Annotated in this window: 21 protein-coding genes; 5 read left to right on the top strand and 16 right to left on the bottom strand. The window is 72.6% G+C overall.

The window, feature by feature from the left end:
• Positions 1–5 precede the first annotated feature (5 nt).
• The 3 genes from BN940_RS07955 to BN940_RS07945 all read right to left on the bottom strand — a co-directional run bounded on the left by BN940_RS07955 (position 6) and on the right by BN940_RS07945 (position 3,104).
• On the bottom strand, positions 6–944 hold the full coding sequence (locus tag BN940_RS07955) for a sulfurtransferase (protein WP_043681880.1): 939 nt from the start codon (positions 942–944) through the stop codon (positions 6–8).
• Between the two features lie 190 nt (positions 945–1,134).
• Entirely contained in the window at positions 1,135–2,052 is a 918-nt protein-coding gene (locus tag BN940_RS17880; RefSeq protein WP_052355696.1) for a carbohydrate kinase family protein, read from the bottom strand.
• A 59-nt stretch (positions 2,053–2,111) separates the two neighbouring features.
• Positions 2,112–3,104: a LysR family transcriptional regulator gene (locus tag BN940_RS07945; protein ID WP_084330578.1), complete on the bottom strand. Its 993-nt coding sequence runs from the start codon at positions 3,102–3,104 to the stop codon at positions 2,112–2,114.
• Between the two features lie 142 nt (positions 3,105–3,246).
• On the opposite strand from BN940_RS07945, the gene BN940_RS07940 reads away from it, so the two are divergent.
• Together BN940_RS07940 and BN940_RS07935 are read left to right on the top strand one after the other, a co-directional pair.
• Positions 3,247–4,050 (top strand): SDR family NAD(P)-dependent oxidoreductase, encoded by an 804-nt coding sequence (locus tag BN940_RS07940; protein WP_043681877.1) that lies wholly within the window; start codon positions 3,247–3,249, stop codon positions 4,048–4,050.
• A 108-nt stretch (positions 4,051–4,158) separates the two neighbouring features.
• Positions 4,159–5,433 carry an MFS transporter gene (locus BN940_RS07935; protein ID WP_084330577.1) on the top strand — a complete coding sequence of 425 codons (1,275 nt, stop codon included), beginning with the start codon at positions 4,159–4,161 and terminating at the stop codon, positions 5,431–5,433.
• Positions 5,434–5,517: 84 nt separating this feature from the next.
• Here BN940_RS07935 and yghU read toward each other — a convergent pair whose 3' ends face one another.
• Positions 5,518–6,384 (bottom strand): glutathione-dependent disulfide-bond oxidoreductase, encoded by an 867-nt coding sequence (yghU, locus tag BN940_RS07930; protein WP_043681873.1) that lies wholly within the window; start codon positions 6,382–6,384, stop codon positions 5,518–5,520.
• 225 nt (positions 6,385–6,609) lie between these two features.
• Here yghU and BN940_RS07925 point away from each other — a divergent pair, with 225 nt between their 5' ends.
• Positions 6,610–6,858, top strand: a complete 249-nt coding sequence (locus tag BN940_RS07925) for a GlsB/YeaQ/YmgE family stress response membrane protein (RefSeq protein WP_043681870.1) — start codon at positions 6,610–6,612, stop codon at positions 6,856–6,858.
• 31 nt (positions 6,859–6,889) lie between these two features.
• Here the strand turns inward: BN940_RS07925 and BN940_RS07920 are convergent, their stop codons facing one another.
• The 5 genes from BN940_RS07920 to BN940_RS07900 all read right to left on the bottom strand — a co-directional run bounded on the left by BN940_RS07920 (position 6,890) and on the right by BN940_RS07900 (position 11,279).
• Positions 6,890–7,120, bottom strand: coding sequence for a SlyX family protein (locus tag BN940_RS07920; protein WP_043681867.1), 231 nt, complete (start codon positions 7,118–7,120; stop codon positions 6,890–6,892).
• 40 nt (positions 7,121–7,160) lie between these two features.
• Positions 7,161–8,402 carry a M20/M25/M40 family metallo-hydrolase gene (locus BN940_RS07915; RefSeq protein ID WP_043681864.1) on the bottom strand — a complete coding sequence of 414 codons (1,242 nt, stop codon included), beginning with the start codon at positions 8,400–8,402 and terminating at the stop codon, positions 7,161–7,163.
• Between the two features lie 2 nt (positions 8,403–8,404).
• Positions 8,405–9,445 carry an allantoicase gene (gene alc, locus BN940_RS07910; RefSeq protein WP_052355695.1) on the bottom strand — a complete coding sequence of 347 codons (1,041 nt, stop codon included), beginning with the start codon at positions 9,443–9,445 and terminating at the stop codon, positions 8,405–8,407.
• Positions 9,446–9,553: 108 nt separating this feature from the next.
• Complete coding sequence (gene puuE, locus BN940_RS07905; protein ID WP_043681862.1) at positions 9,554–10,483, bottom strand: allantoinase PuuE; 930 nt, start codon at positions 10,481–10,483, stop codon at positions 9,554–9,556.
• Positions 10,484–10,508: 25 nt separating this feature from the next.
• Positions 10,509–11,279, bottom strand: a complete 771-nt coding sequence (locus tag BN940_RS07900; RefSeq protein ID WP_242404288.1) for a GntR family transcriptional regulator — start codon at positions 11,277–11,279, stop codon at positions 10,509–10,511.
• Between the two features lie 214 nt (positions 11,280–11,493).
• Here BN940_RS07900 and uraH point away from each other — a divergent pair, with 214 nt between their 5' ends.
• Together uraH and BN940_RS07890 are read left to right on the top strand one after the other, a co-directional pair.
• Positions 11,494–11,847, top strand: coding sequence for a hydroxyisourate hydrolase (gene uraH / locus BN940_RS07895; protein WP_043681858.1), 354 nt, complete (start codon positions 11,494–11,496; stop codon positions 11,845–11,847).
• A gap of 57 nt (positions 11,848–11,904) precedes the next feature.
• Positions 11,905–13,140: a urate hydroxylase PuuD gene (locus BN940_RS07890; RefSeq protein WP_043681855.1), complete on the top strand. Its 1,236-nt coding sequence runs from the start codon at positions 11,905–11,907 to the stop codon at positions 13,138–13,140.
• 157 nt (positions 13,141–13,297) lie between these two features.
• Here BN940_RS07890 and prpF read toward each other — a convergent pair whose 3' ends face one another.
• The 7 genes from prpF to BN940_RS07855 form a co-directional block, all read right to left on the bottom strand.
• The gene (prpF, locus tag BN940_RS07885) at positions 13,298–14,482 is read right to left on the bottom strand and encodes a 2-methylaconitate cis-trans isomerase PrpF (protein WP_043686354.1); all 1,185 of its coding nucleotides are present in this window, start codon (positions 14,480–14,482) and stop codon (positions 13,298–13,300) included.
• A 302-nt stretch (positions 14,483–14,784) separates the two neighbouring features.
• Positions 14,785–16,074: a hypothetical protein gene (locus BN940_RS07880; protein ID WP_043681852.1), complete on the bottom strand. Its 1,290-nt coding sequence runs from the start codon at positions 16,072–16,074 to the stop codon at positions 14,785–14,787.
• Positions 16,064–16,639: a type II secretion system protein gene (locus tag BN940_RS07875; RefSeq protein ID WP_043681850.1), complete on the bottom strand. Its 576-nt coding sequence runs from the start codon at positions 16,637–16,639 to the stop codon at positions 16,064–16,066. Before BN940_RS07875 ends, BN940_RS07880 begins: the two co-directional genes overlap by 11 nt.
• A gap of 183 nt (positions 16,640–16,822) precedes the next feature.
• A complete protein-coding gene (locus BN940_RS07870; RefSeq protein ID WP_148304920.1) occupies positions 16,823–17,938 on the bottom strand; it encodes a hypothetical protein in 1,116 nt (371 codons plus the stop codon).
• The gene (locus BN940_RS07865) at positions 17,935–19,629 is read right to left on the bottom strand and encodes an ATPase, T2SS/T4P/T4SS family (RefSeq protein ID WP_043681848.1); all 1,695 of its coding nucleotides are present in this window, start codon (positions 19,627–19,629) and stop codon (positions 17,935–17,937) included. The genes BN940_RS07870 and BN940_RS07865 overlap by 4 nt, the downstream gene beginning before the upstream one ends.
• Entirely contained in the window at positions 19,626–20,135 is a 510-nt protein-coding gene (locus BN940_RS17875) for a hypothetical protein (RefSeq protein ID WP_148304919.1), read from the bottom strand. Before BN940_RS17875 ends, BN940_RS07865 begins: the two co-directional genes overlap by 4 nt.
• Positions 20,136–20,148: 13 nt before the next feature.
• Positions 20,149–21,423, bottom strand: a complete 1,275-nt coding sequence (locus tag BN940_RS07855) for a hypothetical protein (protein WP_043681845.1) — start codon at positions 21,421–21,423, stop codon at positions 20,149–20,151.

Here is a 21,423-nt window from a genome sequence, read left to right as displayed (position 1 = left end):
CGCCCTCAGCCGAACACGCCCTTCAGCTTGTCGAGGATCTGGCTGCCGCGGCCGGGCACGTGCTCCATCGGCCGGTTCGGGTCCTGCGACCATTCGGCCATGGACTCCGGATACAGCCGCACGTTCTTCTGGCCCACGACCTCCGACAACGCGAACCAGTCGGTCGCCGCCCAGTGGCCGGTATTGCAGAAGGAGATGGTTTCCGACTTGGCGTCGGGCAGGAGTTCGGCGGCGATCTTGCGGGCCTCGTCCGTCGAGACGAAGATCGAGGTGCCGGGCTTGAACCAGCGGCCGTTCTCCACGTTGACCGCGCCCTGGATCGTGCCGGGCACCTGCGCCGTCGGCGCCTTGACCTTGCCCAGGTAGAAGTCCAGCGGGCGGGCGTCCACCAGCCGGACCTGCGGGTTGCCGACCTGCGCGGCCACCTGCTCGGTGGTGGCGATGATGGATTCGTCCAGCGTGGGCTCGAAGGCCGTGGCGGCCACCGAGGGGGCCGCCTGATCCTGCGGCAGGCCGGCGTCGGCCCAGGCCTTCAGCCCGCCGTTCAGCACGGACAGTTCTTTCAGGCCCAGGTATTTCAGGGTCCAGTACACCCGCGCCGAGGCGCCGAAGTCGGTGCCGTCGGCGCCGGAGGAAACCACCACCGCGTGCGTGCCCCGGTCGACGCCCAGGCCGCGCACCAGTTGCGTCAGCTTGTCCAGCGGCGGGAGCTGGCCGGGATTGTTCGCCGGGCCGCGCCACTGCGCGTAGGGCGCCGAGACGGCGCCAGGAATGTGGCCGGCGGCGTAGGCGTCCGGCGGCCGGATGTCGATGACGCGCACCGACGGCTGCTGCCGGGCGGCGTCCAGTTCGGCCGGCGTGAGCAGCGGCTGGGCCGCCCAGGCGGCCGAGGAAGCGCCGAGCGCGAGAAGGAGCGCGCCCAGACGGGCGGACAGGAGTTTCATGAGGATGCCTTTGAGGAATAAGAAAGCAATTTCTTATTCTCCCAGATTCGATCGCACGGCTGGCGATACCTTTAAAACCTGAAGTTATATTGGCCGTGCGGCTCGGCTGTTCCGCCCGGCTGTTCCGCTTGGCTGTTCCGTTCGGCTGTTCCGCTTGGCCGTCCGGCCGGCCGCCGCGCCCGCCCCCGCCTCAGGTCCGCAAGGGGCCCGCCAGGTTGGCGGGGATCACCTGGATCACCCGGGCGGCGCTGTCGGTGGCGGCGGCGAGCGCCTCCAGCGGCGCGGCGCCGCCGGCCCAGGCGTGGACGAAAGCGGAGGCGAAGGCATCGCCCGCGCCGATGGTGGACACCGGCACGACGGTCCGGGCGGGATGGAAATGGCCCTGTTCGCCGTCATGGCCCTGCGCACCGTCATAGAACAGGGCGCCGCCCTGCCCCAGCGTCACCAGGATGGACTGGCCCGGCCGGCGCACCAGCCGGCGCGCGAGGTCGCGGGCCGTGTCCAGCGCGGGCGCGTCGGTGTCCAGTTCCGCGTCGCCGCACAGCCGGGCGGCCTCGCGCGCGTTGACGCACAGCAGGTCGGCCCGCTCCCACAGGCCGAGCAGGGCCTGCGGATTGGCCAGCTGCCGCGCGCCGGGCGTCACCGCCAGCTTGTGGCGCGACGCGGCCATGCGCGCCAGGGAGCGCTCCAGCCAGGCCTGGGACTCCAGCGACAGGCCCGTCACGTAGACGACGTCGGCCGCCTCCAGGCCGGGGAAGCCCTGCTCGCCGACCCAGGCGCTGGCGCCGCGCTGCGCATAGGCGCGCGCCGAGCCGCTCTCGTCCACCATCACCACGGCCTTGCCGGTGGGCAGGGGATGGTCGGGGATGGCGGCCTGGATGCCGTGGCGCCGGAGGATGTCGCGCAGCAGGTCGCCTTCCAGGTCGCTGCCCACGCAGGCATGGACGGTGACGTGGGCGCCGCGCGCGGCCACGTTCAGCGCGGCGTTCACCGCCCCGCCGCCGGCGTACAGACCGATGTGCTCCACGTCCTGCTTGGCGCCGCGCATGGGCTGGACGCGGGACACGACGATGTCGACGACGGCCGCGCCGATGGTGGTGAATTGCATGGGGTATCCGCCTGGCAATGGAAAGAAGGCCCCTCGCCGCACCCGCGGCCCGCCGGCGCCTAGGGGTTCAGGACGCCGGCCACCCAGTCCGCGAAGACGCGCACGCGCCGGGGCAGGTGGCGGTGATGGGGAAACAAGAGATTAACCGGCATCGGGGGCGGCGGACAATCCGGCAGGATGCCGACCAGCGCCGGCGCGCGCGCGGCGCTGGCCAGCGGCGCCTGGATCAGCCCCAGGCCCGCGCGGCAGGCGGCGTCATAGGCCGCGCTGTTGTCCACGGTGACCCGGGATTGCATCGGGACCCGGACGACGCGGCCGGCGGCGTCCCGGTACTCGAACGCCGCCGGCCCGTCCGAGGGATTGGGGCGGTAGTCCACCAGCCAATGGCGCGCCAGGTCGCCGGGGCCACGGGGCCGGCCATGGACGCGCAGATAGCCGCGGCTGGCGAAATTGCCCAGGGGCAGCACGCCCAGCGGGCGGCAGGCGAGCGATTCGTCGGCCACCGCGCCGACCCGGATGACGCAGTCGAGCCCTTCGCCGATCATGTCGGCGCGCCGGTCGGAACTGGAGACCTCCATCCGCAAGGCCGGGTGGCGCGCCAGGAACTCGGGCAGCCGGGCCATCAGCGGGCCCGCCGCCATGCCCAGCGGCGCGCTGACCCGCAGGCGGCCGTCCAGCGGCCCGTCCGGGCGCTGGAAGAAGCCGCCGAGATCCTCCAGGTCGTCCAGTACGGGCGCGCACCGGTCCAGGAAGGCCCGGCCGTCCCCGGTCAGTCCGACCCGCCGCGTGGTCCGCTGGAGCAGCCGCGCGCCCAGACGCTTTTCCAGGCGCAGGACGGCCGTGGACACGGTCGCGCGCGGCAGCCGGAGCTGTTCCGCCGCCTGGGTGAAGCTGCCCAGGAGGGCGACCCGGATGAAGATCCGCAGGTCTTCGGCCGAGGGCGTGTAGACCGACGCGTCCTGCCCGCCACCGGCGTGCGCACCGGCCGCAACGGCCGCACCGGCCCGGGCTTCTGCACTCCGGGCGTCTGTATTGATCGAATTTTTCGACATGTAATGTTGAATCAATGCCATTTATCCGTTATTACGAAAACAATATAGTGTCCCCGTCCGGACCGCAAGTCCGGCGACGTGCGGGCGGCGCGCGCAAGCCGCATCCACCCGCATCCGACATCCCCGCCACCGGAGTTTCGCCATGACCACGCCCACCGCTCACACGCCCCATCCCGCCGCCGCGCCCGCAGCGCCCTCCATCGCCCTCATCACCGGCGGCAGCCGCGGCCTGGGGCGCGCCGCCGCCCTGCACCTGGCGCGGGCGGGGTGGGACATCGTCCTGACCTACCAATCCCGCAGCGACCTGGCCCGGGCGGTCGTCGCGGACATCCAGGCGCTGGGCCGCACCGCGCTCGCCCTGCCCCTGGACACCGCCCGGACGGCGGCCTTTCCCGCCCTGGCCGCCTCGCTGCCGGCGCTGTTGCGCGGCACCTTCGGCCGCGACCGCCTGGACGCGCTGGTGAACAATGCCGGCACCGGCATCGACGCCGCCTTCCTGGAGACCACCGAAGCGCAATTCGACCAGATGATGGCCGTGCACCTGAAAGGCGTGTTCTTCCTGACCCAGGCGCTGGTGCCGCTGCTGGCGGACGGCGCCCGCATCCTCAACGTCTCCAGCGGCCTGACCCGGTTCACGTTTCCCGGCAAGGCGGCCTACGCCATGATGAAGGGCGGCATCGAGGTGCTGACGCGCTACCTCGCCCAGGAACTGGGGCCGCGCGGCATCCGCGTCAATGTCCTGGCACCCGGCGCCATCGCCACCGATTTCGGCGGCGGCGTGGTGCGCGACGATCCGCAGGTCCACGCCGCCATCGCCGGCTGCACGGCCCTGGGCCGCGTCGGCGAAGCGGACGACATCGGCGGGGCCGTCGCGGCGCTGCTGGCGCCCGGCAGCGCCTGGATCAACGGCCAGCGGATCGAGGCCTCGGGCGGCATGCGGCTTTGATCCGCCCCGGGACGGCCCCCGACGCTGCTGGGAAAGTTTCTCGATCAAAGTTTTAATCAGGGTTTACCCTGAGTACAATATCGGGTTTCTTCCTCGGCCAAACCCTTCATGTCTCAATCATCTTTCCGGGCATCGGCGCCGGCATCTCCCCCGGCGCCGGCATCCGCACCGGCAACCGCTGCCGGCGGCGGGCGGGCGTCCGCGGGGGCGGTGATCTTCGCCCTGGCGATCGGCGCGTTCGCCATCGGCACGACGGAATTCGCCACCATGAGCCTGCTGCCCTACTTCGCGCGCGACCTGGGGATCGACGCGCCCACGGCGGGCCGCGTCATCAGCGCCTACGCCCTGGGCGTGGTGGTGGGCGCCCCGCTGCTGACCGTGCTGGCCGCGCGCATGGCAAGGCGCACCCTGCTGGTGTGGCTGATGGGCCTGTTCGCCCTGTTCAACGGCCTGTGCGCCTTCGCCCCGAGCTACGAATGGCTGCTGGCGCTGCGCTTCCTGAGCGGCCTGCCCCACGGCGCCTACTTCGGCATCGGCGCGCTGATGGCCGTGTCGCTGGTGCCGCATGCGCGGCGCAACCAGGCGGTGGGCCGGATGTTCCTGGGGCTGACGGTGGCCACCATCCTCGGCGTGCCCTTCGCCAACTGGCTGGGGCACGCGCTGGACTGGCGCTGGGGCTTCGGGCTGGTGAGCCTGTCGGGCCTGCTGACCATGGGGCTGGTCGCCCGGCTGGCGCCCCTTGGCCCGCCCGCGCCGGGCGCCAGCCCCTGGCGCGAACTGGGCGCCCTGCGCCAGCCACAGGTCTGGCTGACGCTGGCGGTCGGCGCCATCGGCTTCGGCGGCCTGTTCGCCGTCTACACCTACCTGGCCGACGTGCTGCTGGAAGTCACGGGCGTATCCCCCACGGGGGTGCCGCTGGTGCTGGCGGTCTTCGGCGTCGGCCTGACCGTGGGCAACATTCTCGTGCCCTGGCTGGCCGACCGCGCTCCGATGCCGACGGCGGCGGGGCTGCTGCTCTGGAGCGCGGCCATGACCGCGCTGTTCCCCCTGGCGGCCGGCAACGTCTGGGCGCTGTCGATCGACGTGTTCTTCATCGGCTTCGGCGGCGCGCTGGGCACGATCCTGCAGACCCGGCTGATGGACGTGGCCCGGCACGCGCAGGGCCTGGCCGCCGCGCTGAACCATTCCGCCTTCAACTTCGCCAACGCCCTGGGCCCCCTGCTGGGCGGCCTGGCCATCGCGCACGGCCACGGCTGGACCTCGCCGGGCTGGGTCGGCAGCGGCCTGGCGCTGGCCGGCCTGGCGATCCTGGGGCTGTCGCTGGAGGTCGAGCGGCGGCATGCCCGGACGGGCGCCCCGGGCGCCCGCGGCCAGGCGGCCTGAGCCGGACCGATCGGACCGGCCGCTGAACCAGGCGGCCCGGATCAAGCCGCCTGAATCGGATCTCCGGCACCGGGGGTGCCAGGATCAGGCGATCTTGTCCTGGGTCCGCGTGTCGAAGTCCGAGGCGTCGTGGCGTTCCCAGAGCTGTTCGGACGGGTCGCCCGAGGTGCGGTTCACCATGCGCCCGCGCCGCACCGCCGGACGCTCGCCGATGGCCCGGGCCCAGCGCAGCACGTGGCGGTAGTCCTCGGCCGACAGGAATTCCGCCGCTCCATAGACCTGATTCAGGACCAGCCCGCCGTACCAGGGCCAGATCGCCATGTCGGCGATGGTGTAGTCGTTCCCCGCCACGAATTCATGCGCGGCCAGGCGCTGGTCGAGCACGTCCAGCTGGCGCTTGGCCTCCATGGCGAAGCGGTTGATGGCGTATTCGATCTTCACGGGGGCGTAGGCGTAGAAATGGCCGAATCCGCCGCCCACGTACGGCGCGCTGCCGACCTGCCAGAACAGCCAGGACAGGCATTCGGCGCGGGCCGCGGGCTCGGTCGGCAGGAAGGCGCCGAACTTTTCCGCCAGGTGGGCCAGGATGGCCCCGGACTCGAAGACCCGGATGGGCGCCGGGCCGCTGCGGTCCACCAGCGCGGGAATCTTGGAATTGGGATTGACGCCGACGAAGCCGCTGCCGAACTGGTCGCCCTCGCCGATGCGGATCAGCCAGGCGTCGTATTCCGCCCCCGCATGCCCCTGCGCCAGCAGCTCTTCCAGCAGGATCGTGACCTTGACGCCGTTGGGCGTGGCCTGCGAATAGAGCTGCAGCGGATGCTTGCCGACCGGCAGCTCGCGCTCGTGCGTCGGCCCCGACACGGGGCGGTTGATGTTGGCGAACCGGCCGCCGCTGGGCTGGTCCCAGGTCCAGACCCTGGGCGGCTGGTATTCGGACGTCTGACTCATGCTGCATGCTCCTGGTGGGCCGCCCCGGCGGGACGCGTTCGCCCGGCGGCAAAAGCGTCTACGTTACCAGCATCGGCCGGCGCTGTGAACCGCCCACGGGCCGCCCATGGACCGCGCGGGCGGGCCGCAGCCGGCGCGCCGCGGTCCGGCGCATGCGCGCTGGACGAACGCCCGCGCCCGGCCCTATGATGGGCGCGAACCATTGAACCTTCAAAGGAGAAGCGCATGGGCATCATCGGCATGATTGTCGTCGGGTTCATCGTCGGCCTGATCGCGCGGGCGATCATGCCCGGCGACCAGAGGCTGGGCTGGATCCTGACCACGGTCCTGGGGATCGTCGGCTCGATCGTGGCCGGCTACCTGGGCGCGGCGCTGGGCATCTACGAGGCCGGCCAGGGCGCCGGATGGATCGGCTCCATCGTCGGCGCGCTGATCGTGCTGGGCGTGTACGGGCTCATCGCCAAGCGGTCCTGAGCCTCCCGCGCAGCGGGGGCTCGACAATGGCTCAGTAGTGCGGCGGGCGCTCGTCGAGGCCCCCGGCCGGGCCGGGCGCGCCGCCGGCCGCGAGCTGCTGGCGCAGGGCCAGCAGTTCGCGCGCCAGGGACTCGATCTGCTGTTGCTGGCGAAAGACGGTGTGGTTCAGCCGATCCAGCAGATCGTCGGCGTAGGCCGCCTTGACCTCCAGGTCCACCAGGCGCTTCTCCAGCGCGGCGGGGTCGATGTCGGCTTCGTTCATGTTTCTCGTCCTATCCGGTGCCCTGGCGGAATTCCAGGATTCAGGCGGCGGGTCCCAGGAAGTCGGCCAGCAGGCTGGCCACGACCCGGGTGGCGCCGCGCAAGTCCTCCAGCATAACGTGTTCGTCGGCCTGCTTGGCGCGCGATTCCATGACGGTGCGCGGTCCGGCCCCGTACATGACGGTCGGCACGCCGTGCTCCGCGTACAGGCGCGCGTCGGCGTACAGCGGCGTGCCCACGGCCGGGATGTCCTCGCCGAACACCGCGCGCGCATGCCGCTGCAGGCTGGCGACGAGCTTCTCGTGGCCGGGCAGCGGCCGCAGCGCCCGCGCCAGCAGGATGCGGCGCACCTCGACCGTGATCCCCGGCAGGCCGGCCACGGCGGCGGCGACGAAGGCGCGCACCCCGGCCTCGACGGCGGCGGGGTCCTCCTCGGGGATCAGGCGCCGGTCCATCTTCAGCACCACCTTGCCCGGCACCACGTTGGTGTTGGTGCCGCCGTCGATGCGGCCCACGATCATGGTGGGGTGGGTGATGCCGTCGATGCGGGACTCGATGCCGTCGAGCGCGTCGGCCTGGCGGTAGATCTCGTCCAGGATGCGGCTGGCCGCCCGCAGGGCGTCGTGCCCGGTCTTCGGCGCGGAACCGTGCGTGGCCTTGCCGTGGACGGTGACCTCGAACTGCAGGCAGCCGTTGTGCGCCGTGACCACGGCATGGCTGAAGCTGGCGCAGACCGCGTAGTCCGGCTTCGTCAGGCCGTGCTCCAGCAGCCAGCCCGGCCCCTTGAGCCCGCCGAATTCCTCGTCGTAGGTGAAATGCAGCTCCACCGCGCCGCGCAGGGGCGCGCCGCTGGCCTCCAGCGCGCGCACGGCGTGCAGGTAGGTGGTGAAGTCGCTCTTGGACACGGCCGAGGCGCGGCCGTAGAGGCGCCCGTCCACGACTTCGCCGCCGTAGGGGTCGCGGGTCCAGCCCTCGCCCGGCGGCACCACGTCGCCGTGGGCGTTGAGCGCCAGCACGGGGCCGCCCGCGCCGTAGCGGCGGCGCACGATCAGGTTGGTGATGCTGCGCATGCCGTAGGCGCGCGTTTCCTCCTCGGGCACGCGGTGGCGCTCGACCTCCCAGCCCCAGCCTTCGAGCATGGCGGCCACGGCCTCGGCGTGCGGGGCGGTGTCGCCCGGCGGCGTGTCGGTGGGCACGGCCACCAGGCGCTGCAGCAGGGCCACCTGCTCGTCGAAATGGGCGTCCACCCAGGCGTGCAGGGCGGTGTGCAGGGTCTTTTCCATGGTCAGCGGGCCAGGCGGCCCCAGATGCGCACGCGGCTGATGCCGCCATCGGGGAACATGTTCACGCGCACGTGCGAGACCGGCCCGATCTTCTGGATGGCGTCGCCTTCGTAGAAGTGCTGCTTGTCCATCTCGGTCTTCTGCTCGCCCAGCAGTTCGGGCCAGAACATGGCCTGGGTCACCAGGGACTGGTCGGTCGATTCGGCCACCAGCGCGCCCTGCAGCGAGACGCGGTCGGGGTAGTTGCCCTTGAAGTGCGCCGTGTCGATCTCGATCTTTTCCACCACGGCCGCATGGCCCAGCTCCAGGATCAGCCAGTCGTTGCCCGGCTCGCGGCGGCGGCGGGTCTCCCAGCCGTCGCCCATGTTGACGCCGCGGCCCGCCTGGATGACGCGGGTGGGCGTGCCGAAGTGGGCGTCGCTGTAGGCGACGACGCGCCCGCCGCTGGCCAGGGCGGAGACTTCGACCAGGGCGTCCGGGTCGCGGCGGTCCCAGTCGCAGGCCGGCTGGCCGTAGACGCGCAGGCGCGCCACGCCGCCGTCGGGGAAGATGTTCAGGCGCAGGTGGGTCCAGACGCGGCCGTCGCCGATCTCGACGAAGTGATGGGAATTGCCCTGCAGCGACCTGGCCGCGACGAGCTCGACCCATTCGGTCGCGGCGTCGGGCTCGCCTTCGCAGGACGCGGCCTGGACGGACGCGGCGGGCGGGAAATTGCCGGTGAAGTGGCTGGTGTTGATGTCCAGGCCCTTGATCGTGCCCGGCAGGCCCAGCTTGACGATGGCGTGGTCGTGGCCGCCGTTGCGCCGGCGGCGGGTCTCCCAGCCGTCCATCCACTTGCCGTGGTCGTCGAACTTGCCGACGATGAAGACGGGCTCGGAGTCCTGCAGCATGCGCTGCGCGGCGGCGAAGAACTCGTCCGAGCAGGACAGCACCCGGGCGCCCAGGCTTTCGCTGGCGAGGTTCGGGTGGCGGGAGGCGAAGGCGGGCAGGTCGACTGCGGGGGCGTCGATGACGGTGCCGACGGGCAGGTTGGGAGAAGCCATGGGATATGCTCCAAAGAGGCGGTGAAACCCGCCGGCTCGGCCCGAAGCCGTCCGGCGGGAGAGTCCGGGCGCGGCGCCCGGTCGGAGGTTGGACAGGCCCGCGCCGGATCAGGCGGGCTTGTAGGGGTGTTCCTTCACCCAATGCCGGGCGATGTCGGCGCGGGTGGCGATCCAGACGCGGTCGTGCTTCTGGATGTGGTCCAGAAAGCGCTGCAGGCCCGCGAACCGGCCCGGCCGGCCGATCAGGCGGCAGTGCAGGCCGACCGACATCATCTTCGGCGCGGTCTCGCCTTCGGCGTAGAGCACGTCGAAGGCATCGCGCAGGTAGCTGAAGAAATGGTCGGCGGTGTTGAAACCCTGCGGCGAGGCGAAGCGCATGTCGTTCGTGTCCAGGGTGTAGGGCACGATGAGCTGGGGATGGACCTTGCCGTGGCCCAGGTCCACCTCGGTCCAGAACGGCAGGTCGTCGCCGTAGTAGTCGGCGTCGTAGAGGAACCGGCCTTCCTCGGCGACGATGCGCAGGGTGTTGGGGCTGTCGCGCCCGGTGTACCAGCCTTCGGGGTGGCGGCCGAGCAGCTTCGTGACGATTTCCACGCAGCGCTGGAAGTGCTCGCGCTCGACGGCCTCGGGCACGTCCTGGTAGTGGATCCAGCGGTAGCCGTGGCAGGCGACTTCATGGCCCAGTTCGACGAAGGCGCGCGCCACTTCGGGATTGCGCTCCAGCGCCATGCCCACGCCGAAGACCGTCAGCGGCAGGCCGCGGCGCTCGAATTCGCGCAGGATGCGCCAGACGCCGGCGCGCGAGCCGTACTCGTAGATGGATTCCATCGACAGGTGGCGGGCGGGATAGGCCGCCGCGCCGATGATCTCGGACAGGAACTGCTCCGAGCCCGGGTCGCCGTGCAGCACGCAGTTCTCGCCCCCTTCCTCGTAGTTGACGACGAATTGCACGGCCACGCGAGCCCGGCCGGGCCAGTTGGCGTGCGGCGGGGTGCGGCCGTAGCCGGCGAGGTCGCGGGGATAGTGCTGGTCTGCCATGAACGTGTCTCCTGGTGAATGGGGGTCAGAGCGTGGGGGTCAGGGGGTGGCGCCGGAGCGCGCTCCAGGGATCGGTGCCGGGCGCGGCATCCATCCGCTGTTCGCAGTCCTTGAGGTGGTGGTCCATCGCGGTGCGCGCGCCCGCGGCGTCGCGCCGCGCGATGCAGTCGAGGATGTCCCGGTGTTCCAGATACGAGCAGGTGCTGTCCTCGGAGGCATCCCCCAGGGCGATGATCAGCGTGGTGCGGGCGCACAGGCCGGCCAGCATTTCCGTCAGCACCTGGTTGTCCAGCAGGCGGGCCAGCTCCACGTGGAAGGCGTTGGACAGGCGCAGCCAGCTGATGCGGTCGCCCTGCTCGAAGGCGCGCTGCTCGCGCTCCACCATCTCGCGCAGAGGCGCCAGCCGCTCGGCCACGTCGTCCAGCGCCGTCAGCATGTCGATGACGATGCATTCCAGCGCGCGGCGCATGGCGAACACGTCGCGCACCTCCTTGGGCGAGGCCTGCCAGACGTAGGCGCCGCGGTTGGGCTCGATGACCACGATCTTGTCGTGGGCCAGCCGCGCCAGCGCGGCGCGCACCGTGCCGCGCGAGCAGTCGAAGGCCGCGCACAGCGCGGATTCGGTCAGCTTGGCGCCCGGCAGCAGCCGGCGGTCCATGGCGGCGTCGAAGATTTCCCCATAGACGCGCTCGACGTCGGACGGCTCGCCGGCCGGCTTGGGATCGCGCAGGGACGAGGCGCGGGGCGCCTTCGGGTCCTGGGGGGCGCGGGCGGGCTTCAGGTGGAGCATGGCCATAGGTGAAAACGACAGGGTCGATTGGCAACGAAAATTGTTGACAATTATTGTGTACCCAGCCAGAATCGTCAACACAAATTGTTCACAATAATTTGAATCCGTCCTGCACCGAAGTCCGCCGGCCCGTTCCGGCGCTTCGCGAACCGGCGAACCATTCGCCGGGTCCGGCCATACCGGGGGCCTATTGGCAGGATACTGACCGGCTTGAAATCCCATGGGAAAACTCTCCACCCATGTCCTGGACACCGTGCACGGTGTGCCAGCCCAGGGCGTCGCCCTCGAACTCTATCGCCTCGAAGGCGATTCCCGCACCCTGCTCGCACGGACGGCCACCAACCAGGACGGCCGCTGTGACGCGCCCCTGCTCAGCGGTCCCGCGCTGACCCGGGGCGTGTACGAGCTGGTCTTCCATGCCGGTGACTACTTCGCCCGCAAGGGAGTGCCGCTGCCCGAACCCCGTTTCGTCGACCAGGTCGTGCTGCGCTTCGGCGTGGCCAATCCGGACGAGAACTATCACGTCCCCCTGGTCGTGACGCCGTGGACCTGGTCCACCTATCGCGGCAGCTGAGCGCCACGCGCATTCCGGCACCCCCTACGACCTGAGAAAACCCAAGAGGAGACTCTCATGGAAAGCTTTTTCCTTGAGTACGGCAATCTGCTGCTGCGCTGGCTGCACGTCATCGCCGCCATCGCCTGGATCGGCGAATCGATCTACTTCGTCATGCTCGACCTGAGCCTGCACGCGCCCAAGGGCGAGCACAGCAAGAAGCTGGGCGTGCACGGCGAAATGTGGGCCGTGCACGGCGGCGGCTTCTACCACAACCAGAAGTACCTGACCAACCCGGCCGAACTGCCCGACGACCTGCACTGGTCGTTCTGGAAGGCCTACACCACCTGGCTGTCGGGCTTCGGCCTGTTCATGCTGATGTACCTGCTGCGCGCCGACATCTACCTGGTCAACCCGTCCAGCCCCTGGGAATGGGCGCGCAACATGAACGGCACCGAGGCCGGCATCCTGGCCGTGGCGTTCCTGGTGGTGGGCTACAACATCTATTCGCGCCTGTGCCGCATCATCAGCCCCACCGTCGAGCGCGACGGGCTGCTGAGCGCGGCCGTGGGCGTGATGATGGTGATCGTGTCCTGGCTGACGATGCAGATCTTCCCGGGGCGCGCCGCGTTCCTGATCACCGGCGCCCTGATGGCGACCTGCATGTCGGCCAACGTGTTCTTCTGGATCATTCCCGGCCAGCGCCGCATGGTCAAGGCCCTGAAGGCCGGCGAAAAGCCGAACCCGCTGGACGGCGCCTGGGGCAAGCAGCGCTCGGTGCACAACACCTATTTCACCCTGCCGGTGATCTTCCTGATGCTCAGCAACCACTATTCGTTCACCTACACGAACGAATACGCCTGGGTCATCATGAGCCTGTTCATCTTCGCCGGCGCGGTGATCCGCCAGTACTTCGTGCTGCGCCACACCGGCAGGAACGACCTGCGCTACCCGCTGGCCGGCATTGCGATGCTGGCGATCATCGGCTGGATCGCCGCCCCCTCGCCCGCGCCGGCCGCGGCTTCATCCGCCCAGACCGGCCAGGCCGGCGGCGCGGGCGCGCAGGCGGCCGTCACGGTGGCACAGGTCCACGGCATCATGACCGCCCGCTGCACGGAATGCCACTCGGCCAAGCCCACGCAGCCCGGCTTCGCCGCCGCGCCGGCCGGGATCATGCTGGACACCAACGAGCAGACGCTGCAGCACGCCGCCCAGATCAAGCAGGTCGTCGCCAGCAAATACATGCCGCTGGCCAACCTGACGCAGATGACGGACGAGGAACGCGCCGTGATCGCCGCCTGGAACGGGCAGTAAGGGGCGCGGCGCGGGGCGGTGCGGCCCGTCCCGCGCCCGCCGACGGGAAACGCGGATTGGTCGACAGCGCCGCCTTTCTAAACATCGCCGACCTGGCGGCGTACGTCCTGGACCGGGACGCCTGACGCGGGGGCATGAGGCGCCCGGAGGGGCGACCTCAGCCCGCGTCCGGCAGCGGCGCCGGGTGCACCATGCCCGTCATCAGGCGCCGCGCGCTGCGGCTGACGATGACCTTCGAGATCCGCCAGCCGCCGGCGGCGGCGCGTTCCGCCTCGGCGCCGACCGCCAGGATGCCCGAGGCGTGCCCGATGCGGACGGGGCCCTGCGCGCCGGGGCGCCGCAGCCGCGCCACCAGGGTGCCGGGAATCGCGGCGGCCGAGGCGATGGCGACCGCACCGGTCCCGGTCATGGCGTGATGCAGCCTGCCCATCGACAGGATCCGGGCCAGCAGGTCGATCTCGCCGGCGGCGATCCGCCGGCCGTCCGCCGCCGTGAAATCCGCGGGCGGCGCGAGAAAGGCCAGCTTGGGCGTGTGGGGCCGCGCGCGCGTGGCTTCCCGGACATCGGCCGCCAGGCCCATGGCCACCGCGCCCTGCGCCCGGACGGCCTCCAGCCGGGCCAGCAGGCCGGCGTCGGCATTGACCTCGGCCTGGGTCTCGTCGCCGCGCAGCCCCAGGCGGGCGGCCGCGACGAAGATCGAAGGAATGCCCGAATCGATCAGCGTGGCCTCGATCCGGCCGACGCCCGGCACGTCCAGTTCGTCCACGACGCGCCCGGTGGGCAGCAGCGCGTCGCCCGCGCCGGGATCGAGGAATTCGAGCCGGATTTCCGCGCCCGGGAAGGTCACCCCGTCCAGCACGAAGGCGCCGGCCTCCACGACCCGGCCGCGCGACACGGGCACGTGGGCGACGATCTTCCTGCCGATGTTGGCCTGCCAGATGCGCACCGCGACGATGCCGTCCGCCGGCGCATCCACCAGGCCCCGGGCCAGGGCGAAGGGGCCGACGGCGGCGGTCAGGTTGCCGCAATTGCCGCTCCAGTCGATCACCGGCGTGCCGATGGACACCGCGCCGTACAGGTAATCGACGTCGCAGTCGGGGCGCGTGCTGCGCGACACCAGCACCACCTTGCTGGTGCTGGAGGTGCCGCCGCCCATGCCGTCGATCTGCTGGCCGTAGGGGTCGGGACTGCCGATCACGCGCAGCAGCAGCCCGTCGCGCGCCACGCCGGGCACGCGCGCGGCCGGCGGCAGGTCGTCGGGCGTGAAGAACACGCCCTTGCTGGTGCCGCCGCGCATGTAGGTGGCCTGGATCGGCCCGGCGGGGTCGAAGGAATCGCTCATCAAGGACATTTCTGCGGGCATCTCCGGAATCGGTGCGGGCCCCGGTACGGGCATCGGTGCGGGCCCCGGTTCGCGCGCGGGGCGCGGCGCACGCACGTCGACGCGGACCGATCGCCGGTGCCGCGCACCCGGGCGGCCCGCGGGCGCGGGCCGGGCAGCCATTCTACTGCGCCCCCCGTCCCGTCCGGCGAGACGCCGCACGCAACGCCCGCACGCGCCGGACGCGCGATCCGCACGGCGCCTTGCCGGGCCGGGACGGCCCATTGCCCGGCGAGGGGGGCGCACGTCCACGCGCGGCCGGTTCATTTCTGCAGCAGGCACAGGTAGCCCATGGTCAGGCCCTCCGGCGCAGCGGGCGTCCCGCTTTCGGCCACCTGCGCCGCGGCATAGCCGGTCGGGCAGGCGCACACCCCGGTGACGGGATTGGCCGTGGAGACGCCCAGGACGTTGGCGCAGCCGCGGCGGCTGTGGACCATGTAGCCGCCGCCGGTCGGCCGCGCCACCAGGGTCCAGTGTCCCTGGCGGCAGGCCAGGATGCCCACGCCGTCCACGGCGCGGCCCAGCGCGCCCTCCGGCGCGCAGGCGTCCCCGACCTTCCAGCCCCGTTCCAGGTGCAGGCTGTCGCGCGCGGCCAGGCGCGTGCCGCTGCGCACCACGCCCTGGACCGTGGCGTCGCCCTGGAAGTCGGGATCGCGCGCGTCCCGCACCCGGAGGTAGGCCGCGTCGTCGCCCGCGCCGCCCTCCCCGCCTCCGCTGCCGGCCCCGCCCGCCTGCCCGGACGGAGGCCGGGCCGCCAGCGCCACGACGCCCGGCCCCCAGTCGGCGGCGCCCTCTTCCGGGACCGGGATGCGCTGCCCGGCGCCGCTCAGGAATCCCGGCCGGCGCGGCCAGACCACCAGCCCGCGGCCTTCGGCGGCCTGCAACCACTCGGCCACCAGCGCCTCGTCCACCCCGCCGGCGGAAGTCCGCAGGGCGGGCCGCGCATGCACCAGCGCCCACACCTGGCAGGAGGCGCCCGGGCACGCGCCTTCGCGCAGCACCCGCAGCCCCAGGGTCCGGCGCAAGGGTCCCGCGGCCTGCCAGCCCCCGGCCAGCAGCCCGGCCGAGCGCAACTCGTCCCAGCGCGGCGCCGTCCAGTCGGCGTAGCCCTGGCCGGCCAGGGCGTCGGCGGTGCCGGCATCCGCCAGCTCGGCCGCGTGGCGCGCCAGGAAGGACTCGGCCGCGCCGCGGGCGGCGTCCATCCAGACGGCCAGGGAGCGGGCCTGCAGCGCCCGGGCGCGCTGCGCCCATTCGTGGCTGGCCCAGAGCGCCAGCACCAGGCTCAGGGCCGCGACGGCCATGAATTCCAGCAGCAGCGAACCCCGCTGGGGGTGGGCGCGCACGCGGGAGCGCAATCCGGCATGCAACCGGGCGGGGAACCGGCTGCGCCTCCAGGCGGCCGGCCAGGTGATCTGCGTGGCGATCTGCCAGGTGATCTGCGTGGAGATCGACCGGGCAATCGACCAGACGAACGGCCAGACGAACGGCCAGACGAACGGCCAGACGATCGCCCTGGCGCGGCCCCCGCCCCCGCGCGCTCCGTCAGCTGACATGGAACACGAACTGGTTGACGTCCCCCTTGGCGCAGGCCGACTCCGCCGTCAATGCGTTATAGGCCGTGGTCTCGTCCTTGACCGTGCGGGCGGTGCCGCCGCCGGCTTCCACCGTGATGCGGTCGGCCACGCGCTGCAGCACCGACGCGATCGAAGGGCAGGCCACGTGGTTGACCTGCTTCAGGCGCAGCAGGAACGCCGCGCCGGCATCCGCCGATTCGATCTCGACCGCGCCGCCGCCGCCCAGGCCGTGCAGCACCGTGCCGTCGCTCGCCACGGTCAGCACGGAGGAATCGGCCGCCATGGCCGCCAGGTTGGCCGTGCCGATGTCCTCGTAGGGCGCATCGCCCGAGGTGCCGGCATTGACGCGCACGTGCATGATGAAGCGCGCCAGTTCCTGGCCGACCTTGGGCACCTTGTTCTCCATCACGTAGCCGCCGATCGCGGGAATGCCGATGACCGCGATCAGCAGCACGATGGCGGTGACGATCGAGACCTCCACCAGGGAGAATCCCGCCTGTTCCCCGCGGCGGCGCGCGGCGCGCCCATGTGCCAATGTGTGCATGAAGCCTCCTTTGCCGGACGTCCGGCTTTTGAATGACCCGGCTCTCGGGAACCGGATGGAAAGAACCGGCTCTTGGGAACCGGGTGGAACGAACCGGCTCTCGGGAGCCGGATGGAACGAACCGGCCCTCGGAGCCGGATGGAAAAAAACCCGCTCTGGGAGCCGGGTGGAATGGGCCGGCCCTCAGGAGCCGGCATGAAACATCATCCAGCCGCGCCGCAGCTCGTCGAGCGCGGCGTAGTGCCACAGGCCGATGCCCAGCACGACCGCCACCCCGAGCAGCAGTGCCGTCCAGCGCAGCGCCAGGGCCTGGGTGCGCACGCGGTCCAGCCAGCGGCCGGCCATGCGCCCATGGGCGGCCTGCAATGCGGACTGCAGCCCGCGCGCGGCGGCCATGTCCTCCAGATACCAGTACAGGTCGCGGTCCAGCAGCCCGGTGTCGAAGGCCGCCGCGCCGGCCAGCCCCTGGTCGATGCGGTCGGCGATGCGCGCCAGGTGCTCGCCCAGCCAGGGGCCGGCGTCTTCCAGGAACAGCAGGACCACCGGCCGCAGCTGGGTCGAACCGCCCGCGCCGGGCTGGAGCAGGATCGAAATCAGCGCCAGCAGGCGCAGCGCCTGGACCTGGCGGTACAGGCGCCAGGGCCCGTGGCGGTCCAGGCGGCGGCGCAGCGGCCCGCGCCAGCGCGGCAGGGAATACAGGCCCGCCGCCAGCAGCGCGCAGAGCGCGGCCGGCAGCCAGCCGCCCCAGGTGCGCAGCCAGTCCGCGCCGGCGAACAGCGCGCGCGACCAGTCGCCCAGGTAGGCGGGCGGCAGGCCCTGGAAGGCCTGCCGCAGGGCCGGCACCGTCCAGCGCGGCAAGGCGAGCAGCAGCAGGCTGGCCGTCAGCAGGGCCGCGGCGGCCGAGCCCAGCGTGGCCCAGAGCATGCGCCGCGCCTGGATCAGCAGCGCCAGGTGGCCGGCCAGGGCCTGGAAGCACGCCAGCAGCCGCGCATTGCCATAGGCCTGGGCCGTCCGCACCAGGGCCAGTTCGTCCGCGGGGAAGCAGCCCAGCCAGGTGGCGTGCAGATCGCCGCCGCTCGCCTCGCAGGCCCGCGCCCAGGTGCGCGACAGGCGCCCGCGCACCGTGCCGAGGCCATGGCGCGCGGCATCCCGGTCGAAGAGTTCGCGCACCGTCAGGCGGCCCTGGGCACCCAGCAGCACCGCCTGGAGGTAGTCGAAATAATCCGCGCGTCCGCCGGCGAAGCGCCAGGCATCCAGCCGCAGGCGCAGCCGCGCCAGCATCGCCCGCACCCGCATCATCGGCGCGCTCCCGGCCGGGGCGGCGCGGCGCAGCCGGCCGGCAGCCGCCCCTGGCGCAGCAGCAGGGTCTCGAAGGCCATGAAGCGCACTTCGACGTCGCGCGGATCCACCAGGCCGGCGGCGGCCTTTTCCATGGCGTGCGCCATGGCGCTGGCGTGCGGATCGGGCACGTGGCCGCTGCCGCCGGCGGCGCCCGGCAGGCCGGGCTCCAGGCATTCGGCGGCCACGGTCCGGCCTTCGTAGCCGAAGAGCTCCGGCAGCGCGGCGCGGCGGCAGCGCGCGCAGCCGTCCGGGTTGCGCAGGCGCAGCGCCGCGGGATCGACGTCCCAGGCCAGCCCGATCCAGCCGAGCCAGCGGCGCCAGTACGCGGCGTCGCCGCCCGGCTCCTGCCGCACGAGTTCGGCCGCGCCGGCCGGCACCGCGCAGTCCGCGCACAGCCGCGGCAGCAGCGCCTGGTAGACGAGCAGTTTCAGGATGCCGGGCATGGCGAGGAAATCGCGCGGCACGGCGATGAAATCGGAAGCCAGGCGATCGACGATGGCACGCGCCGAGGGCGCGTGCACGGTGGTGTAGACGTTGACGCCGGAGCCCGCGAGGTCCATGAAGGCCAGACCGCTCTCGGCATCGCGGATCTCGCCGAGCAACACGTCGGTCATGGCCGAACGCTTCAGGGTGCGCAGCTTGGCGGCGTAGCGGCCATGCGCCTGCTGGTCCAGGTCGCGGCCGATGGTGTTCTGCACCGCGCGGTCGATCCGGTATTCCACCGGCTCCTCCAGGGTGATGATCTTGCGGTGCGCCGGCAGGCCGCGGATCAGGGTCGCCAGCGTGGTCGATTTGCCCGAACCCACGGTGCCCGCGAACACCAGCGCCCCGCCTTCGGATTTCAGCACCCGCTCGAAGCAGGCCACCTGGTCGGCCCGGTAGCCGAGCGCGGCCAGCGTGGCGGGGCCGGGCCCGGCGTCGCGCGACAGGAAACGCAGGCAGACGCTGGGGCCGCGGTCGGCGGCCAGCGAGGCCCAGCGCAGGGTGTAGGCCCGGCCGTCCACGCGGCGCAGCAGGCTGCCCTGCTGCTCCAGCAGCGGATCGAAGACCGCGCCGTTGCCGCCCTGGATGTCCATCCAGGCCACGGCCAGCACGTCGCGCAGCAGCCCGGTGGGCATGTGGCGGAAGCGCTCCGGCGCGACGTAGCGGCCGGCCACGGTATAGCGGACTTCGGATTCCGCCGCGTCGCGGTGGATGTTCAGGTGCAGGTCCGTCGCCCCCTGGCGCACGCCCCATTCGACCAGATCCTGGAACACCCCGGCCAGGGCGGTCGGCGTGCGGTCCCCGCCCTGCGCCAGCGCCGCCGCGCCGCCCTCGCGCGACAGGGCCAGCAGCAGGGCCGCCGGCAGCACATAGCGGGCCGGCTCGGACAGGAGGCGCCCGGCCGCCCGCAGGCGCCGCTCCAGCGCATCGGCCTGGTCGCTGCCGACGTATTCCGCCCGCGCCAGCAAGGTGACGCTGCCGTCGGCCCGCTCCACCGGGCAGATGCGGTCCGCGAGCGCCTGGACGCCCAGGTCGCGCGCCAGCACGCGCCGCAGCGCCGGCCGCAGCATCGACAGCTGGCCGGGGTGATCGATCACGCCGGCGCGGGCCGGATCGAAGGGCGGCTGGGGCTCGGCCAGCGCCAGGGCGGAGGACCAGGGCTTCATGGCCGCACCTCGCCCAGCAGCATGCGCAGGCACAGGGAATGGCGGTCCTCGCCGCGTTCGAGTTGGACGCAGGCGCCGTTCATGCCGCGCAGCTGGTAGACGCCCCGGTCCCCGACATGCCCGGCCGGCCAGGCCTGGCCGCGCACGTAGAGATAGGCCTGGCGGCCCACCTGGACTTCGGCCATCAGGGCCTGGCCGACCCCGTACAGGGCCACCAGGCGGGGTTCCAGCACGGGCCGCACGCCCGCGCCCGGATCCGGGCCGGCGCCGCCGTCCGGCCGCCTCGCGGCGGCGCCGGAGGCGGCGCGCAGCGCATCCCGCAAGTCCTGCTGCATCAGTTCGCGCACCGACTGGGTTTCCCAGCGGGACTGGGGGTCCTCCGGTGCGGGATCGGCCACGGACGGTTCGGCGGCCGGCCCCGCGCCGGCCGGCGGCGGCATGCCCCATGCCAGCGCCAGCCACAGCCCCACGGCCGCCCGGCACGGCCCCGTTCGGGACCTGCTCATCCCGCGCGCGAATTCACGACCGGTTTTCATAGACGGTTCCTTCGAGATGCAGCATCAGACGGCTGGCGCGCACGTCGGGCCGGGCACCGGGCGCCAGAGTCAGGGCGGCCTTGTGCCAGGAGACGGCCCGGGCCAGCGGCGCCAGCAGCGCGCCCGAACGCAAGGGGCCTTCGACCCGCAAGGCGCGCACGGACAGCCGGGGGAAATCCTCGGGCAGGGGCGGCTCCCGGCCCTGGGCGTCGCGTGGCGCCGGCACCGCCAGCGGGCGGCCCGCGTCCAGCCGCAGCACGGGGAAGGCCGGCAACACCGCCTGGAGGGCGCTGGCCCAGTCGCGCGCCAGCAGGCCGGCGCGCGGCAGGCTGCGCGGTTCGGGGCGCCGGCCCGGCAGGGACAGGGTCCAGGCGGCGCGGGCGATGTCCAGCGAGGGGAAATCCAGCCGCCAGTCGGCGGGAGCGGCCCGCAGCAGGGCGCGGTTGTCGGCCAGGCGCCCCTGGCGGCGGTATTCGCCCACGCACTGCCAGAGCGCGCCGTCCGGCCGGGGCTGACAGCGCAGTTCGTGCAGGGACCAGCCGCCGAGCCGCGCCGGCTGGCGGTACAGGGCGTCCAGCAGCGCCCGGGTGCCGGCCTCGCCATGGAGCGGGCGGCTGGCCAGCGTGCGTTCCAGCGCCGCGTACCAGTCGGCCCGCGCATCGGGATCGGGCGCCGCCGCCGCATCCGCGGGGCCGCCCCAGCGCAGCCAGCCGGCCGCTCCCAGGCCCGCCGCCAGGACGAGCAGCGCCAGCCGCCGGCCGCGCCGCCGCACCGGTTCCAGGGGACGCCGGCCCGCCGCTTCCCCCGCCAGCGCCTCCAGCAGCCCGGGCGCCCCCGCGCCCGCGCCGGCATGCGCCGCGAGCAGTTGCAGTTTCGGATGCGCCTGGCGCAGGGCCTCGATCGCCTCGCCGGCCAGATCCGCGTCGGGATAGGCGCGGTCGGCCCGCGCCAGGGCGACGCCCTCGTGCGCGGCCAGCACGTGGCAGGTGCCGTCGTCGAGCGGCAGCACGCAGGCCACGGTGCCGCGCGGATGGCGGCGCGCCAGCAGGTCCGCCGCCGACCAGCAGGCCAGGCCGGCGGGCAGGCCGCGCGCCAGGCCCAGCGCGGCGGGCGGATCGCCCGACACCACCCGGTGGGAAGCCCCCTGGCGGCGCGCCTGCGCGCGGGCGGCCTCCGGATCGCCCAGCAGCGGCACCCAGTCCAGCCCGAAGGCCAGCGGCACCCGGTCCACCCAGACGAGACGAGCGGCGCGCGCCAT

Origin of the sequence: Castellaniella defragrans 65Phen (genome assembly GCF_000612685.1) — a bacterium.
GTDB classification, from domain to species: domain Bacteria; phylum Pseudomonadota; class Gammaproteobacteria; order Burkholderiales; family Burkholderiaceae_B; genus Castellaniella; species Castellaniella defragrans.
Note: the sequence above shows the minus strand (reverse complement) of the source record. Positions and strands in the feature narration are given on the sequence as shown.

Bases quoted from the DNA above. Each gene is read 5' to 3' on its own strand.
- BN940_RS07955 (WP_043681880.1), bottom strand. From the start codon at position 944: ATGAAACTCCTGTCCGCCCGTCTGGGCGCGCTCCTTCTCGCGCTCGGC.
- BN940_RS17880 (WP_052355696.1), bottom strand. From the start codon at position 2,052: ATGCAATTCACCACCATCGGCGCGGCCGTCGTCGACATCGTCGTGTCC.
- BN940_RS07945 (WP_084330578.1), bottom strand. From the start codon at position 3,104: ATGTCGAAAAATTCGATCAATACAGACGCCCGGAGTGCAGAAGCCCGG.
- BN940_RS07940 (WP_043681877.1), top strand. From the start codon at position 3,247: ATGACCACGCCCACCGCTCACACGCCCCATCCCGCCGCCGCGCCCGCA.
- BN940_RS07935 (WP_084330577.1), top strand. From the start codon at position 4,159: ATGTCTCAATCATCTTTCCGGGCATCGGCGCCGGCATCTCCCCCGGCG.
- yghU (WP_043681873.1), bottom strand. From the start codon at position 6,384: ATGAGTCAGACGTCCGAATACCAGCCGCCCAGGGTCTGGACCTGGGAC.
- BN940_RS07925 (WP_043681870.1), top strand. From the start codon at position 6,610: ATGGGCATCATCGGCATGATTGTCGTCGGGTTCATCGTCGGCCTGATC.
- BN940_RS07920 (WP_043681867.1), bottom strand. From the start codon at position 7,120: ATGAACGAAGCCGACATCGACCCCGCCGCGCTGGAGAAGCGCCTGGTG.
- BN940_RS07915 (WP_043681864.1), bottom strand. From the start codon at position 8,402: ATGGAAAAGACCCTGCACACCGCCCTGCACGCCTGGGTGGACGCCCAT.
- alc (WP_052355695.1), bottom strand. From the start codon at position 9,445: ATGGCTTCTCCCAACCTGCCCGTCGGCACCGTCATCGACGCCCCCGCA.
- puuE (WP_043681862.1), bottom strand. From the start codon at position 10,483: ATGGCAGACCAGCACTATCCCCGCGACCTCGCCGGCTACGGCCGCACC.
- BN940_RS07900 (WP_242404288.1), bottom strand. From the start codon at position 11,279: ATGGCCATGCTCCACCTGAAGCCCGCCCGCGCCCCCCAGGACCCGAAG.
- uraH (WP_043681858.1), top strand. From the start codon at position 11,494: ATGGGAAAACTCTCCACCCATGTCCTGGACACCGTGCACGGTGTGCCA.
- BN940_RS07890 (WP_043681855.1), top strand. From the start codon at position 11,905: ATGGAAAGCTTTTTCCTTGAGTACGGCAATCTGCTGCTGCGCTGGCTG.
- prpF (WP_043686354.1), bottom strand. From the start codon at position 14,482: ATGAGCGATTCCTTCGACCCCGCCGGGCCGATCCAGGCCACCTACATG.
- BN940_RS07880 (WP_043681852.1), bottom strand. From the start codon at position 16,074: ATGTCAGCTGACGGAGCGCGCGGGGGCGGGGGCCGCGCCAGGGCGATC.
- BN940_RS07875 (WP_043681850.1), bottom strand. From the start codon at position 16,639: ATGCACACATTGGCACATGGGCGCGCCGCGCGCCGCCGCGGGGAACAG.
- BN940_RS07870 (WP_148304920.1), bottom strand. From the start codon at position 17,938: ATGATGCGGGTGCGGGCGATGCTGGCGCGGCTGCGCCTGCGGCTGGAT.
- BN940_RS07865 (WP_043681848.1), bottom strand. From the start codon at position 19,629: ATGAAGCCCTGGTCCTCCGCCCTGGCGCTGGCCGAGCCCCAGCCGCCC.
- BN940_RS17875 (WP_148304919.1), bottom strand. From the start codon at position 20,135: ATGAGCAGGTCCCGAACGGGGCCGTGCCGGGCGGCCGTGGGGCTGTGG.
- BN940_RS07855 (WP_043681845.1), bottom strand. From the start codon at position 21,423: ATGGCGCGCGCCGCTCGTCTCGTCTGGGTGGACCGGGTGCCGCTGGCC.